Source organism: Maridesulfovibrio sp., from assembly GCF_963666665.1.
Taxonomy (GTDB): Bacteria; Desulfobacterota; Desulfovibrionia; order Desulfovibrionales; family Desulfovibrionaceae; genus Maridesulfovibrio.
The window spans coordinates 3,145,687-3,161,914 of the sequence record NZ_OY762999.1; the positions used below are offsets into that span (position 1 = coordinate 3,145,687).

Annotated in this window: 14 protein-coding genes; 11 read left to right on the top strand and 3 right to left on the bottom strand. The window is 48.5% G+C overall.

The window, feature by feature from the left end:
* Window positions 1–50 precede the first annotated feature (50 nt).
* From ACKU40_RS14415 to ACKU40_RS14460, 10 genes are all read left to right on the top strand, one after another.
* Window positions 51–1,967, top strand: a complete 1,917-nt coding sequence (locus ACKU40_RS14415; protein WP_320173494.1) for an aconitate hydratase — start codon at window positions 51–53, stop codon at window positions 1,965–1,967.
* A gap of 100 nt (window positions 1,968–2,067) precedes the next feature.
* Complete coding sequence (locus tag ACKU40_RS14420; RefSeq protein WP_320173495.1) at window positions 2,068–3,969, top strand: SurA N-terminal domain-containing protein; 1,902 nt, start codon at window positions 2,068–2,070, stop codon at window positions 3,967–3,969.
* Window positions 3,970–4,156: 187 nt separating this feature from the next.
* Complete coding sequence (argJ, locus tag ACKU40_RS14425; RefSeq protein WP_320173496.1) at window positions 4,157–5,341, top strand: bifunctional glutamate N-acetyltransferase/amino-acid acetyltransferase ArgJ; 1,185 nt, start codon at window positions 4,157–4,159, stop codon at window positions 5,339–5,341.
* A 36-nt stretch (window positions 5,342–5,377) separates the two neighbouring features.
* Window positions 5,378–5,989 (top strand): HD domain-containing protein, encoded by a 612-nt coding sequence (locus tag ACKU40_RS14430; RefSeq protein WP_320173497.1) that lies wholly within the window; start codon window positions 5,378–5,380, stop codon window positions 5,987–5,989.
* Between the two features lie 188 nt (window positions 5,990–6,177).
* On the top strand, window positions 6,178–6,990 hold the full coding sequence (locus ACKU40_RS14435) for an ABC transporter permease (RefSeq protein WP_320173498.1): 813 nt from the start codon (window positions 6,178–6,180) through the stop codon (window positions 6,988–6,990).
* A 9-nt stretch (window positions 6,991–6,999) separates the two neighbouring features.
* The gene (locus ACKU40_RS14440) at window positions 7,000–7,839 is read left to right on the top strand and encodes an ATP-binding cassette domain-containing protein (protein WP_320173499.1); all 840 of its coding nucleotides are present in this window, start codon (window positions 7,000–7,002) and stop codon (window positions 7,837–7,839) included.
* Window positions 7,840–7,858: 19 nt separating this feature from the next.
* Entirely contained in the window at window positions 7,859–8,305 is a 447-nt protein-coding gene (mlaD, locus tag ACKU40_RS14445) for an outer membrane lipid asymmetry maintenance protein MlaD (protein WP_320173500.1), read from the top strand.
* Between the two features lie 36 nt (window positions 8,306–8,341).
* On the top strand, window positions 8,342–9,007 hold the full coding sequence (locus ACKU40_RS14450; protein ID WP_320173501.1) for an ABC transporter substrate-binding protein: 666 nt from the start codon (window positions 8,342–8,344) through the stop codon (window positions 9,005–9,007).
* Window positions 9,008–9,019: 12 nt separating this feature from the next.
* Entirely contained in the window at window positions 9,020–9,925 is a 906-nt protein-coding gene (locus ACKU40_RS14455) for a VacJ family lipoprotein (protein ID WP_320173502.1), read from the top strand.
* A gap of 5 nt (window positions 9,926–9,930) precedes the next feature.
* Entirely contained in the window at window positions 9,931–10,422 is a 492-nt protein-coding gene (locus ACKU40_RS14460; protein WP_320173503.1) for a YfcE family phosphodiesterase, read from the top strand.
* A gap of 62 nt (window positions 10,423–10,484) precedes the next feature.
* Here the strand turns inward: ACKU40_RS14460 and ACKU40_RS14465 are convergent, their stop codons facing one another.
* Both ACKU40_RS14465 and ACKU40_RS14470 read right to left on the bottom strand, forming a co-directional pair.
* Complete coding sequence (locus tag ACKU40_RS14465; protein WP_320173504.1) at window positions 10,485–10,706, bottom strand: hypothetical protein; 222 nt, start codon at window positions 10,704–10,706, stop codon at window positions 10,485–10,487.
* 25 nt (window positions 10,707–10,731) lie between these two features.
* Window positions 10,732–11,331, bottom strand: a complete 600-nt coding sequence (locus ACKU40_RS14470) for a MarC family protein (RefSeq protein ID WP_320173505.1) — start codon at window positions 11,329–11,331, stop codon at window positions 10,732–10,734.
* Window positions 11,332–11,598: 267 nt separating this feature from the next.
* On the opposite strand from ACKU40_RS14470, the gene ACKU40_RS14475 reads away from it, so the two are divergent.
* Window positions 11,599–13,620 carry a methyl-accepting chemotaxis protein gene (locus tag ACKU40_RS14475; RefSeq protein ID WP_320173506.1) on the top strand — a complete coding sequence of 674 codons (2,022 nt, stop codon included), beginning with the start codon at window positions 11,599–11,601 and terminating at the stop codon, window positions 13,618–13,620.
* A gap of 79 nt (window positions 13,621–13,699) precedes the next feature.
* Here ACKU40_RS14475 and secA read toward each other — a convergent pair whose 3' ends face one another.
* Window positions 13,700–16,213: a preprotein translocase subunit SecA gene (secA, locus tag ACKU40_RS14480; RefSeq protein ID WP_320173507.1), complete on the bottom strand. Its 2,514-nt coding sequence runs from the start codon at window positions 16,211–16,213 to the stop codon at window positions 13,700–13,702.
* Window positions 16,214–16,228: the final 15 nt, after the last annotated feature.

The window sequence follows — 16,228 nt, forward strand, 5'->3', positions numbered from 1 at the left end:
ACACTTAGTTTCAAATCGCTTAAGAAAAGCACAATCATACCGGAGGTATCATGGGTTTAAATATTACTGAAAAGATCATATCTGCACATCTTTTGAATGGCAAAATGGAGCCGGGAACAGAAGTCGGACTACGAATTGATCAAACTCTTACCCAGGATGCCACCGGCACCATGGCTTATCTGCAGTTTGAAGCGATGGGCATTGATACTGTCCAGACCGAACTTTCCGTAAGTTACGTTGACCACAACACCCTGCAGATGGGTTTCCGCAACCCGGACGACCATCAGTACCTGCGCACAGTTGCTGCCAAGCACGGCGTTGTTTTCTCCCCTGCCGGAACAGGCATCTGCCACCAGTTGCATTTGGAAAACTTTGCCAAACCGGGCAAAACCCTGATCGGTTCCGACAGCCACACCCCCACCGCAGGGGGACTGGGTATGCTGGCTATGGGTGCGGGTGGGCTTTCTGTTGCTCTGGCAATGGCCGGACAGCCTTATTCCATTCCCATGCCCAAGGTGGTTAAGGTTGAGCTTACCGGTAAACTGACCGGATGGGCTTCCGCCAAAGATATTATCCTTAAGCTGCTTGAGCTCAAAACCGTTAAAGGCGGTGTGGGCAAGGTATTCGAATTCGCAGGCGAAGGCGTAAAGACACTTTCCGTACCTGAACGAGCCGTTATCACCAACATGGGCGCTGAATTGGGTGCTACAACCTCCATCTTCCCCAGTGATGAGAACACCAAGGCTTTCCTCAAGGCCATGGGCCGCGAAGAAGACTGGTCCGAGCTTATCGCCGATGCGGATGCAACTTACGCTGAAGTAGTTGAAATCAACCTTTCCGAACTGGAACCGCTGGTAGCACAGCCGCATATGCCGGACCGTGTTGTTACCGTTAAGTCCCTTGCCGGACTTAAGGTAAACCAGTCCGCCATCGGTTCCTGTACCAACTCTTCCTACTCCGACCTGAAGACGACCGCTATGATCCTGCAGGACCAGCAGTTGCCTGAGGGTGTGGATCTGATGATCTCCCCCGGTTCCAAGCAGGTTCTCAAAATGCTTGCTTCCGACGGACTGATCGCCAACTTCATTGATTCCGGCGCAAGATTGCTTGAATGTACCTGCGGCCCCTGCATCGGCATGGGCGGCTCCCCCACTTCTGCCGGAGTCAGCGTACGTACCTTCAACCGTAACTTTGAAGGACGCAGCGGAACTCAGGATGCGCAGGTTTATCTTGCCAGCCCGCAGACTGCCGCCAAACTGGCACTTGCAGGTGAATTTACCGATCCGGCAACCTGGGGAACTCCTCCGGCCAAGATCGATTTTCCTGAAGACGTTCCTTCAATCCGTCATCTGTTCATCTTCCCTCCTAAAAACAGGGACGAAGTTGAAATCGTGCGCGGTCCCAACATTGTTCCCCTTGAAACATTCTCCGCCCTGCCGGACCAGATTTCATCTGAAATCCGCCTCAAGGTCGAAGATGACATTACTACTGACCACATCCTGCCCGCAGGCGCGCAGATCACAGCACTGCGTTCCAACATTCCTGCGATCAGTGAATATATCTTCAGTCGTGTTGATGAAGGATTCGTCGGCCGTATGAAAGCTGCCGATAGCGGAATCATTCTCGGCGGAGAAAACTACGGACAGGGTTCAAGCCGCGAACATGCTGCTCTCGGCCCCCGTCATTTGGGTGTTGTTGCCGTTATTACCAAGTCCCTTGCACGCATTCATCGTGCAAATCTTATCAATTTTGGCATTCTACCCCTTGTACTCTCTGAAAAGAGCGATTACGACAAACTGTCGGAAGGTAGTAAATTGACCATTGATACCACCACCATCACCCCCGGCGGAGAAACCACTGTCATGGCTGATGGAGCTGAAATCAAAGCCAAAAACGACCTTTCTGAAAAAGAACTTGAGATCATAAAAGCCGGCGGCCTTTTGAACTACGTCGGTAAACAACTGTAAATGAGTATGGCAGGGCATCCGCAACGGTGGAAGCCCTGCCAGTTAGAATAGAATAAACACTTGAAAGCAGCACCTGCTGCAAACGGAGACTGAAGAAGCCATGATGGACATTCTGCGCCAAAATGCCCAGAGCTGGGGTATCAAAATCGCATTCGGTATCATTATCGCAGTTTTTATTTTTGCCTTCGGCGCCGGCGGATTCAACGGCAACACCGATCCGGTAATCGCTTATGTTAACGACCAGCCTGTTCCGACTCAGGAATTCATGCAGGTCTATCGCGAAACCGCTGAAGCATTGCGGGCCCAGAATCCCAATGTAGACTCCGATCAACTGCAGTCCCCTGAATTCAAGAAAGCTGTCCTTGAGCAACTGGTCAGCCAGAAGCTTCTGGAAACGGAAGCAGAAAGACTCGGTCTCTCTGTCTCCAACAGTGAACTTTCCTACAGCATCAGTCAGATTCCCGCATTTGCAGACAAAGACGGCAAATTCGACATGAATCTCTATCAGGCTTTCCTTCAGAGCAGAGCCATGTCCGCAGCTACTTTTGAAAATGATGTGCGCAACAGCGCTCTGATCCGCAAGCTGCAGGACTATGTAACCCTGCCGGTCAAACCCACTGAAGCTGATGCCCGTGCACTTTTTGATTCTGCCGCTGAAAAAGTTCAGATCGATTACTACTATGTATCCGGTGCTGAATTCGTTAAGAATATCAAGATCAGCGAAAAACAGATTGAAGATTTCTACAAGGCTAACCCGGACAAGTTCACCATCCCGGCACGCTCTGTAGTTAAATACATTGCTTTCACTCCGGAAGAACTGTCCATCAACGAGACTGTAAATCCCGAAGAAATCGAGGCTTACTTCGAAGCCAATAAAGATGCTTTCCAGCAGGAAGCTCAGGTAAATGCCCGTCATATCCTGATCACTGTTGATGAAAATGCAGCAGACAAAGATGTTGCTGCTGCTGAAAAGAAAATCAAAAAAATTCTCGCCAAAGCCAAATCCGGTCAGGATTTCGGCAAGCTGGCTGAAAAATACTCCGAAGGTCCCAGCAGTTCCAAAGGCGGAGAACTGGGCTGGTTTGGCCGTGGTGCAATGGTTAAACCTTTCGAAGAAGCAGCATTCGCTCTTAAAAAAGGCGAAATCAGTGAGCCTGTGCGTACCCGTTTCGGTTGGCACCTGATCAAAATTGACGATATCCGCGAAGCCGGTCAGAAAGACCTCGATCAGGTCAAGGATGAAATCAACGCCCTGATCGCTCAGGAAAAAGCTGCTGACTCCATCACTGACAAACTGGACCATGCTATTGACCTGCTTGCTTCCGGCATGAAACTGGACAAAGTTTCTGAAGAACTTGGTATCGCTTTCAAGAGAAGCGAAAAGGCAACAGTCGAAAACCTCTCCCGTGCCTTCGGCATGACAGAGAGTGCAGCCCAGACTATCATCGCTCTGCCCAAAGGTAGCTCCACTGATATGCCTGTTGCCATCGAAGGCGGATACATCCTTGTTGAGAAAGAAGAAGATATTCCCCCGTCTCTGAGCCCGCTTAAAGACCAGAAACAGGACATTGAAAGCTTCCTTTCCCAGCAGCAGGCCATGCAGCTAGCTAAGGTTAAAGCAATGGCTGTCATGAGTCAGCTTTCTAACGAAAAGACTGAAGCGAACGCTCTCAAGTCCATAAAGAAAGATCTCAAAACTTCCGAGCCCTTTGGTCGTGACGGTTTCGTTCCCGGTCTGGGCATGAACCCCAAACTGGCTCAGGCTGCTTTGGCCGCCAAGAAAGACCAGTGGATGGCCGAGGTTTTCGAACTTCCCGGCGGTTACATTGTTGCTCGTGTTGATGACCGTATTCCTCCCAAAGAGGAAGCATGGGCTGCCCAGAAAGAGATGGTTATGAATGCCATCTTCCAGCAGCGCGCCAACGAAGTGTTCAACGCTTTCCTAACCGAACTGCGATCCAAGGCTAAAGTTGAGTACGTCCGCAAGGATCTCCTGAATTAGTCTGAACTCATTCAGCTTATATCAACGGGTCTGTTCTTGCTTGGACAGACCCGTTTTTTTTATATGAATCACAACAACTTTTGTTTTAATCAGCTATTTTATCTTGCACAGTTTTTTCCGAGAGAGTAACTACTAAAAACTACTGTCAACACCGCTGCTGACAGCATATTTCAGAGGATAAAAGACCATGCTTCACATTCCCCAAGGATATAAGTTTGCAGCCCTTGAGGCTGGTTTCAAGTACAGCGGCCGGAACGATCTGGCCCTGATTCTCAGTGATGTACCTGCTGTTGCCGCAGCAGTGTTCACCAAAAATAAATTTCAGGCTGCGCCGGTTACCGTGGGCAAGGAAATTCTTGCTGAATCACAAATTGTCCGCGGAGCCATAGTGAATGCAGGACTGGCAAATGCCTGCACCGGAGCGGAAGGGATAGAAGATTGCCGTGAAAGTCTTGTACTGGCGGCAAAATACCTTGGACTTAACTCACGCGACCTGCTCCCTTCATCAACAGGGGTCATCGGACCGCGCTTCAATATGGAAAAATGGCGTGAAGTAGCACCCAAACTCAAAACAGCTCTTGCTGACAGTGATCCTGTAAAAGCAGCCAGAGCAATCATGACCACTGACAAATTTCCCAAGCTGGCTTGGGGTGAGATTGAATGCGACGGCAAAGCGGTACGCATGCTCGGCATGTGCAAAGGTGCCGGCATGATCTCCCCGAACATGGCAACCATGCTCGGTTACGTAACCTGTGATGCTGAAGTTGACCCTATATGGTGGCAGGAGGCCCTGCGCCGCTGCATTGACAAGAGCTTCAACTGCATTACCGTTGACGGTGATACCAGCACCAACGATACCGTTATGGCTTTTGCCAACGGTGCGTCCGGGGTCAAAGCTGACAGTAGTGACAAACAGAAAGCTATTGAAACCCTGCTCCTCGATATATGTCAGCAGCTATCTTATATGATAGTACAGGACGCAGAGGGCGGCACCAAGGTCATGCATATTAACGTCAGCGGAGCTGCTTCAGATGAAGATGCAGAACTCATGGTTCGTGCAGTCGGGAACTCGCCGCTGGTTAAAACCGCACTTTTCGGAGAAGACCCAAACTGGGGTCGTATTGTAGCGGCAGCCGGAAGAAGCGGTGCAGAGTTTGACCCTGAAAACCTGACCCTGAGCTTCGGAAAAGTTGTTGTTTTTGAGAAAGGGAAACCGGTTGAAGGAGATATGGACGCTCTGTTGGAACCGATTATGCGCAAGCAGGATGTTGAAGTTAACATCACTCTCGGTGACGGCAACGGAACCTCCATGCTGCAGGCTTCAGATCTGACCAATGAATATATCCGCATTAACGCTGATTACAGATCATAAAAATTTCACATTACATCAATATAATCAGACTTTCCTATGATGAAAAATCTTGAAAACCGCGACAGAATGACCAGACTTGCCGACTTCCTTTTTGAAGTCGGCATGCTGCGCAAGACCCCGCGTACAGGTTACCAGTTTCTGGGAACAGGTTCGGAATCCGTTGCAGACCACTCCTACCGGGTGGCGGTTCTGGGATACGTGCTTGCTGACATGGCCGGGGCAGACATGGCCCGCACAGTCTTCATGTGCCTTTTCCATGACCTTCATGAAGCACGCACCGGGGATTTCAACTACGTCAACCGCATCTACAACCGCAGCTACCGGGACAAGTCGCTGCGTCACACCCTTGCCGGTACAGGGCTTGAAGATAAGATTTTTCCCCATTGGGAAGAACTTGAAGAATGTGAAACCCTTGAATCTAAACTGGCGCAGGATGCTGACCAGCTGGATTTTATCCTTAACCTCAAAGAGGAACTGGATATGGGTAATCCTTACGCCGGCAAATGGCTGGAATCTGCACTAAAAAGATTGCGTACTGAAGAAGGCCAGCAACTGGCCGATAAGATAGCTGAGACCGACCATAAAGACTGGTGGTATCTCGGTCCTCCGCCAAGCTGGTGGGAAAATAAAAACGGTCTCGATGACTAAGATTGATCTGGAAAAGACTGTTTGGACCGGTCCGGAATTAATACCTCTCCTAGACCTCTTTCGTCCTTTTATTTTCCAGATCATTGTGCTAAGGGGACGGTTTAGCTTCACCCTATATTGATTCGCAATAAAAGCATCTAAAAATTTTAATTAACGCTTTAAGTACTATTTATGGTAATTAACTGACCATGTCTCGAACTGAAACTGAAAACAAAATACTCCTGCCGTTAAATCTGGTTGGGAAATACACCATTAATCTCCTTAATGAAGCGGGAGCAATGTTCATTTTCCTCATGGACGGCCTGCTTCATATTTTCAGTTCACTTGGAATTTTCAATAAATCAGTAAAGGAACTCTACTTCATCGGAGTAAAATCCATTACTGTCATATCCCTGATCGGACTTTTTACCGGCATGGTTGTGGGGCTCCAGACTCAATACGCCTTATCTAAATTCGGTTCCGAAGGATTTCTCGGAGCAGCCGTGGCCCTTTCATTGGTCCGCGAACTTGGCCCGGTACTTACCGCCATAATGCTCACCGGACGGGCAGGGTCCTCCATGACGGCTGAAATCGGGGTCATGCGCATCTCGGAGCAGATTGATGCCCTCGAACTCATGGACATCAACCCCATTAACTATCTGGTCAGCCCGAAACTGGTAGCTTCACTTATATCCTTCCCGATCCTCACAGCCCTCTTCGACCTTATCGGTATTGCCGGGGGCTATATGAGCGGAGTCATGCTTATGGGCGGCAATGCAGGCGTATATTGGCACCGGGTGCACACTGCCTTGGGCTGGGATGATATTTCCGCAGGATTCAATAAATCACTTGTCTTCGCTGTTCTGGTCTGCACCGTATGCTGCTTTCAGGGTTATTTCACCCACCACCGCAAAGACGGTAAGGGTCCTGAAGGCGTAAGCCAGGCAACAACAACCGCAGTAGTTATGTCCTGTGTGCTGGTCCTTGTGGCCGACTACATCATAACTTCCTTACTTCTATAGAGGAACAGGATGAGTACCAAAGCACCGGACATTAGAATTGAGAACCTGACTATCGGATACGGCGATAAGCCTGTGGTTTCCGATATCAACGCGACCCTTCCCGGCGGTGGAATCTCCGTCATTCTCGGACGCTCAGGCTGCGGTAAATCGACCCTGCTTAAAAACATCCTCAAACTCAACATCCCTATGGACGGAGCCGTCTATCTGGGCAGGCACAATATTTATAAACTCAAACGGAAGGCCTTCCGCTGTCTGAAGCAACGCATCGGCGTTCTTTTTCAGGACGGAGCCCTGCTGGGTGCCCTCACCCTGTTTGATAACGTAGCCCTACCGTTACGTGAGCATACCCGGCTCAAACAAGACCAAATCCACGAAGTGGTTAAAGCCAAGCTTAGCCTCGTGGGTCTTGAAAATTTTATGGATTACTACCCCAATGAACTCTCAGGGGGCATGCGCAAAAGGGCCGGATTGGCCCGCGCCATGGTCATGGACCCAGATATCCTGTTCTGCGACGAACCCACATCAGGACTCGACCCCATCAACTCGGCCGAGCTTGACGGTTTGCTCCTTGAACTAAAGGAAAGGTTCGATATGACCATTGTGGTGGTCAGCCATGATCTGGCCAGCATGCAAAAAATAGCCGATTACGTTGTCGTACTCGGTGAAGGTAAAACCCTTTTCAAGGGTCAGAAGGATGAACTTCTGGCAACGGAAGAACCTTATCTGCGTCAATTTCTGGATCGTGAAAGTGAAGAACGTGAGGCTCCTCGCCTGACCATGGCTCCCCTTGATCCCTCAGTTATGAAAATGGACTGCGCCAAATATATTGGCGACTTGAACAGCAATTAATTTGGACACGGATTCCGGCATGAAAAAATATCCTAAAGAAACAGCCGTCGGCATATTTGTTTTTATCGGTCTGCTCTGCATTGTCTACATGAGTATAAAACTTGGCGATGTGCATATGTTCTCAGACGACCATTACCAGGTTACTGCCAGTTTTAACGACGTGACCGGACTCCGGGTTAACTCTCCCGTTGAAATGATGGGTGTTCCCATCGGTTATGTGAGTAAAATTAATCTCGACATAGAGAAACAGAAGGCAGTACTCACTTTGAACCTTGAAAAACGCATCGAACTGACCGACGATGCCATTGCTTCGGTTAAGACCAGCGGTTTAATCGGGGATAAATATATCAAAATAACCCCCGGAGGCGTTGGAGACCCCATTGAACCCGGCGGAGTTATAATTGAAACCGAGTCTGCAATTGATATTGAAGACTTGATCAGCAAGTATGTTTTTGGCAAAGTCTAAAGAAAAAACAATTTAATAAATAATCGGTTCTCCGCAATGAAAAGAACATTATCCATATTCATTATTGTACTGCTCCTCAGCCTTTCAGCGGGAGCGGCCTTCGCGGCTGAAAACTCCCCCATGGTCCGGCTGCGTTCCGGGATTCAGGGTGTCATAGCAATTCTCAATGACCCTGAACTTAAGGGCAACCCTGCCAAGCAGGAGGAGATGGCTCTCAAAATCCGCGAAACCATAAAGGATTTTTTTAACTTCGAAGAACTCTCCAAACGATCAATCGGTCGTCCTTGGCTCAATTTCACTCCCGAAGAGAAAGAACGCTTCGTATCCCTTTTCACCAACCTGCTTGAGCAGACCTACCTTGGTCGTGTCGGTGAATATTCCGGTGAAAAAGTCGCATTTGACAAAGAGACTATTATTAAGGAAAAATATGCTCAAGTTGACACTCGTTTACTAACTGACAAACAGGATATTCCTGTTTTCTACCGCATGAAGCTCACCGACGGTGAGTGGGATGTCTATGATGTCAAAATTGAAGGCGTAAGTCTGGTCAAGAACTATCGTACCCAGTTTACCGGAATTCTTGACACGACTAACGATCAGACCTTCGAAGCCAGCAAGAAAAAACTGTTCAAGCGCCTCGAAGCCAAATGTGCTGAACTTAAAGCGAACCCTAAAGCCACAACTGAAAACGGCATTAAATAACGGACAATAACCATGACCAGGAACTATTCCACAACAATACTTGCCTTTGTGGTTCTGACCATGATCCTTTTGACTTTTCCGTCACAGGTAAGATCAGCGGACATCCAAGAATCCATAATGGTGGCTCAAGTCGGCTCCGGTGTGATCGGTGCCGTAAAAAATAATCCTGAGAAATATGCTGAAGATGAATTCAGCGAAGATATGTGGGGTGATTCCGAGCAACACGAAGAAGCATATGCTTCTGATCCGTGGCAGGGTTATAACCGTGCGATGTTCAAGTTCAACGACTACCTGTACTTCAACATCATGAAACCCGTTACCAAGGGCTACATGTGGGTGGTCCCGCTCAAACCCAGAACATGGACCAACAACTTTTTCCAGAACATGCTTTACCCCGTACGCCTGACCAGCTGTCTGCTGCAGGGTAAATTCTATACTGCCGGAGCTGAAACATCCAAATTTGTAGCCAACTCCATTTTCGGACTGGGCGGACTTGGTAATGTTGTAGGCGATGCACAATCAACCATGCCTCTCTATCTCGGCAACGAAGATATGGGACAGACCTTCGGTGTCTGGGGTATTCCCAACGGCCCTTACTTCGTACTGCCATTCTTCGGTCCTTCCACAATTCGTGATTCAGTGGGTCTTGGAATCGATACCTTCGTGCTCAACCCGTTCTGGTGGTTCGGCATTCCCTGGTACTACTCTGCATCTGCAGGAGCATACAACCAGATCAACAAGCTTTCATTCCACATCGGGGAATACGAATCCCTCAAGGAAGGCTCTATTGACCCCTATCTCGCTCTAAGGGATGCTTACTTGAGTTACCGGGCCAAACAGGTCAGGGACGCCAAGATCGACCCCAACAAGCCTAAACCGCAGATGACCACCAACCCGGATGCAGCCCCCGAAAAGTAAGCACCGTGAAAATCGCAGTTATATCTGACACCCACCTCCGTGAGCCTGACAAAAGGCTCACGGAGGTTTTTAATAAGTATCTCGCAAATGCGGATCTACTCCTGCATTGCGGTGACCTGACCACTTTTTCCATGTGGCAGTTTTTCTGCCAGCATCCAAATTTCCACGCAGCCTTGGGCAATTGTGATGAATGGACCCTTTCGGACTACCTCCAGCCGCTTGAATCCGTTAACTTCCATGGATTAAGAATCGGCATCGCCCACGGCTGGGGATCACGTTCACAGGTTTCACTCAATGTGGCCCAATCCTTCGGGCCGGATTATGATCTGGTCTGCTACGGACACACCCATATTCAGGACTGGTCCATTGTCAGCGGAGTACAGATGATTAATCCCGGCAGCTTGACCTCACCAAGAGATGAACGGCCACCCTGCGTTGCTATCGTGGAAGTCGACGAAGAGCAGAACATGGATTGCTCGTTCATACCAGTTGATTAAAAAAGGCCGCAATATCCTATAAGATATTGCGGCCTTCTTCTTTTAAAAATAGCTTGAATTAACTATGCATACGGATCGGAAAGGAGCTTATACTCGCCTTCCTTTTCTTCAAGAATTCCCTTGCCGGTCAAATCGGCAAGCAATTCCTGAAGCTTGTCAGTTTCGCCCGGAGCAAGCACCTTTCCACCTTCAGTCTCCAAATAAGACGGCGGCAGGTAATCAGCCTTACCTCGTCTGAAAAGTGCGATCAAAAACCTGTCGGTTAACTTCTTTACTCCTGCCATTGCGAATCCTCCTTTTCCGTAACAACTAGTTCAGCATGAAATTGCGTACCCCGGTAAAGAATATCTGGGCAGCGATGGACGCGACAACCAGCCCGGTCAAACGGCTCATGATGTTCAGACCTCTCCTCCCAAGGAGACGTTTGAGGCTTGAGGAGACAAATAACAGAATTCCTACCGTTAATACAGCGGCAACAAGCGCGCTACAGGCTAAAAACATATCTTTATATCCCTGCACGCCCGAACCCATGACCAGCAAGGCACCAATTGTCCCGGGACCGACCACGACAGGAATAGCCAGAGGCACAACCGCAATGTCATCATCTTCGTTACCGGCATCGAATTTCTTGCCTCCGCCGTTAACCATATTCAGTGCAGAGAGAAATAGAACCGCTCCGGCACCGATGCGGAAAGCATCAAGAGTGATACCAAACAGGTCAAAGATATACCTGCCGTAGAGATAAAGGATCACAGAGCTGACAATAACAGCCACAGTTACCTTCACAGCCGTTTTTTTCCGCTCTGCTGGAGTCATCTCCTGAGTCAGGGACAAAAATGCGGAGATAGCAAAAAAAGGGGTCAGAACAAAAAACAGCTTTAAATAAGTTTGAAAGAATAATGCGAGCATTTTTTTAAAACTCACTGAATATTATATTGTTTTTTGGATTATAGTACGACCTTGTGTTCAAAATTGATGCAGCTCTCTACACCTCATTGATTAGACAATCAATACTTTTTTTACCCAAAATAAGCAGATCTTCTGAAGCTTACTGACTCCGTTATATAATCGTTTATTAACATTTTCCTTTCTTTCCACTTTTGAGGTGTGTTATAAACTAAAACCGAGACCCATATACAATACATAATAGCGATATTTCCACATAAGGAGGTTCTTATGTTGAAAAACATGAAACTGGCAATGAAACTTGGATTGAGCTTCGGGCTCATGATCATATTAACGATTGCTATGGCCTATGTCGGTCATAACGGCATGCAGGGAATTGAGGACAGGGTCGATAAGGCTGACGACGTCAACCGCATGGTTCGCACTATCCTTGAAACCCGCATGAGTGAAAAAAACTACATCCTGCGTTCAGACAACGCCTACCTGCAAAAACACAAGGAATTGATAAGTACTTTACGGGAACAGATAAAAACCACAAATCAAAAATTTTCACAAAAAATAAACCATGACCAAATGACTGGACTGGGGCAGGCTATTGATAAATATGAAACAGCCTTTGCCCGCTATGTTGGATTGGTAACTAAAAGAGCCGAGACAATGAATTTGATGCGCAAAGATGCACGCATTGCCCTCTCTGAGCTTGAAAAAGTTCGTTCTGAACAGAAAAAACAGCTTGAAACCATACTTGCTGAGACAAAACGCAAGATAGAAAGCGGCATACTCAGATCGCAATTCCAGACTATCGGCTCGGTCTACAATGCCGGACAACAGGATATTACCGACAAGCTTGCCAAAGCAGATGACGCCAACCGAGCCATTAAATGGTTCATCAACGTCCGGAAGAACGAGAAAGAATACATAATTTCATCCGATCCCAAATATCTTGAATTGGTCAAAACCGATATCATCAATATTGAGAACCTGACCGACAACCTGAAACAGAGGTTCAAGAATCCTGCGAACATAGCTCAGGTTGCAACAGTACTCAAAGCCATTTCAAGTTATTACACTCACTTTCAAAGCTATACAGAGCTGATGGCGCAGCAGGTTGGTGCTGAAAAAGTAATGGTTGAATCTGCAAGAGCAGCTGACGCAGAGTGCCGTGCAGCAAGGGCAGACCAGAAATCCAAAATGATCGGACAGATAGAGACCTCGACTACGATCCTCTTCAGCGGAGCTCTGATCGCACTATTCATTGGAATACTGACCGCTTTTGTTTTGACCAAAGCCATTACCGGACCTATCCAGATGGGTGTACGTTTTGCACAGCGTATGGCTCAAGGCGACTTCACACGTACTTTAGACATCAACCAGAAAGATGAAGTAGGTGTCCTCGCTGCCGCCTTAAACAATATGGTAAACCGTCTTTCCATTGTTGTCGGAGAAGTGGGCAGTGCCAGTGAAAACGTAGCCTCCGGCAGTGAAGAACTCTCGGCAACGGCGGAATCCCTGTCTCAAGCCTCTACAGAGCAGGCAGCTAATGTGGAAGAGGTTTCCTCATCTATGGAACAAATGACCGCCAACATCAGGCAAAATGCTGAAAATGCCCAGCAGACTGAAAGCATTGCCGTGCAGTCTGCACAGCAGGCCGAAAAGAGCGGACAAGCTGTAACTCAAGCTGTAGATGCCATGAAGAATATTGCGGAGAAGATTTCCATCATTGAAGAAATCGCCCGCCAGACCAACCTGCTGGCCTTGAACGCAGCAATCGAAGCAGCACGTGCCGGAGAGCATGGTAAAGGGTTTGCTGTTGTTGCCGCAGAAGTAAGGAAGCTTGCCGAACGAAGCGGTGAAGCCGCACGTGAAATCGGAGAACTCTCCTCCGGAACAGTTGATGTAGCGGAAAAAGCCGGAGAAATGCTGGCTCAACTGGTCCCTGATATCAAGCGGACCGCCGATCTGGTTCAGGAAATAACCGCCGGCAGCAGCGAACAGCTTAGCGGCGCTGAGCAAATCAACAAAGCTGTCCAGCAGCTTGATCAGGTTACCCAGCAAAATGCCTCGGCATCCGAAGAAATGGCCTCCACTTCCGAAGAACTGTCCAGTCAGGCAGAAGAACTGCAGCAGACTATGGGCTTCTTCAGAGTTAACAACCACAACCGCAATGCTTCTCATGCCTTGCCTGCCGCCTCTCACGAAAAACATACTCCACATCCGGACAATGATGCCCCGTCCGGGCTGGCACTGGATATGGACAGCAGTTTCTCTGAAGATGAATTTGAAAAATTCTAAACTACAACACCAATCCCAAAAAACAAGTCCCCCGGCACAACGTGCCGGGGGACTTTAATCTTCGGATTAAGGACTGCTTCTATTTTCCGCAGCACTTCTTATATTTCTTACCGCTACCGCAGGGACAGGAATCGTTACGGCCAACTTTAGGCTCGTTACGGCGTTTCGGCTTTTTCTTTGTTTCGGTATTATCGGAATCGGAATACTCAAGATCAGACTTGCTTTGCTTATGCTGGAACTCGTCTTCGCGAACCTCTGTTTCAATGCGCAGGTGGCAAAGTGCACGAATTGTGTTTTCCTTAATACGGTCCAGCATCTCACGGAAGAGTTCAAAACCTTCACGCTTGTACTCGTGCTTGGGATCTTTCTGACCATAACCGCGCAGGCCGATACCTTCGCGCAGGTGGTCCATGTTCAGCAGATGCTCCTTCCAGTTACGGTCGAGAGCTTCAAGCAGGAAGTAACGCTGGATTTCATGGTAATGGTCTCCGGCACTCTCTTTAAGTGTGTCGAGAGTCTTGGAAACCCATTCTTCAGCCTGCTCACGGGTGGGCAGCGCTTCCTTGAATTCTTCATTACGGTTGAAGCCGAAGAGCTCATCAAGGCGAACACGGACCATTTCCTCGGTCTCTGCATCAAGGGGCTTACCTTTAGCTTCTTCAACTGCATAGAAAGCATCATCGAAAAGTTCTTCCAAAAACTCTGCAGTCATCTCAGACATATCTTCAGAGTACATAACATCACGGCGCAGGGTGTAGATAACCTCACGCTGCTGGTTCATGACGTTGTCGTAGTCCAGAAGCTGTTTGCGGATTTCAAAGTTATGACCTTCAACCTTTTTCTGAGAATTCTCAATAGCCTTGGTAACCATACCGTTCTCAATGGGTTCACCTTCTTCCATGCCCAGCTTGTCCATGATTCCGGCGATACGGTCTGAACCGAACAGACGCATAAGATCATCATCAAGGGCAAGATAGAAACGGGTGGAACCGGGGTCACCCTGACGACCGGAACGACCGCGCAACTGGTTATCAATGCGGCGGGATTCATGACGCTCAGTACCGATGATATGCAGACCGCCGGCTTCCTGAACACCTTCACCGAGCTTAATGTCAGTACCACGACCGGCCATGTTGGTCGCAATGGTTACATGACCCTTGTGTCCGGCCTCGGCAACGATTTCCGCTTCCTGTTCATGATGCTTTGCGTTGAGCACGTTGTGAGGAATTTTGCGCTGCTTGAGCAGGCTGGAAACCAGTTCCGATTTCTCAATGGAAACAGTACCGACCAGTACGGGCTGGCCCTTCTTGTACTTGGCGGCAATATCATCGGCAATGGCGTTGAATTTCTCACGCTGAGTCTTGTAGATGGAGTCAGGGAAATCCTTACGGATCATTGCAGTGTTAGTGGGAATAACGATTACTTCCAGATCGTAAATCTGGGCAAATTCTACAGACTCGGTATCCGCAGTACCGGTCATACCGGCCAGCTTGTTGTACATGCGGAAGTAGTTCTGGAAGGTAATGGAAGCGAGGGTCTGGTTCTCGGACTCGACCTTTACGCCTTCTTTTGCTTCAAGGGCCTGATGCAGACCGTCAGAGAAGCGGCGACCGGGCATAAGACGTCCGGTAAACTCGTCAACAATTACCACCTGACCGTCTTTAACAATGTAATCAACATCACGGGCAAAGAGATGGTGGGCCTTGATGCCCTGCATGATGTGATGCTGGAAAGAAATATGCTGGGAGTCGTAAAGGTTGTCGATACCCAGAATCTGCTCACATTTCATGACCCCGTCATCGGTCATGGTGATGGAACGGCCCTTCTCGTCAACTTCGAAATCCTCATCCCTTTTGAGCAGGGGGATCATGGAATTGACCCGGCCATACATAGAAGTCGCATCTTCGGAAGCGCCGGAAATAATGAGCGGGGTACGGGCTTCATCGATAAGGATGGAGTCCACTTCGTCGACAATGCAGTAATTCAGTTCACGCTGGACCAGCTGTTCCTTGTAGAACTTCATGTTGTCGCGCAGGTAGTCAAAACCGAACTCGTTGTTGGTACCGTAGGTGATATCGCAACCGTAAGCCTGCTGCCGTTCTTCATCGGTCAAACCGTGGACGATTACGCCTACACTCAAGCCGAGGAAATTGTAGAGTTTGCCCATCCACTCGGCATCACGCTTGGCGAGATAGTCGTTGACGGTGATCAGGTGCACACCTTTACCGGAAAGAGCGTTGAGTACTGCAGGAAGGGTCGCCACAAGGGTTTTACCTTCACCGGTCTTCATTTCAGCAATACGTCCGCTGTGCAGGACCATGCCACCGACCATCTGCACGTCATAGTGGCGCATTTCAAGAGAGCGCTTACCGGCTTCACGAACGAGGGCGAAAACTTCAATCAAAATATCGTCAAGGGAGGTTCCGGCGGCAACCTGTTCTTTGTATTCAGCAATCTTCTGCGGGAACTGCTCATCCGTGAGCTTTTCCATCTCCGGCTCAAGGGCTGCGATCTGATCAATCTGCGGCTTCAGTTTTTTAATGAATCTTTCATTTCGTGAACCGAATAACTTGGAAACAATCAAATTAAACATCTAAATTCCTTTTTC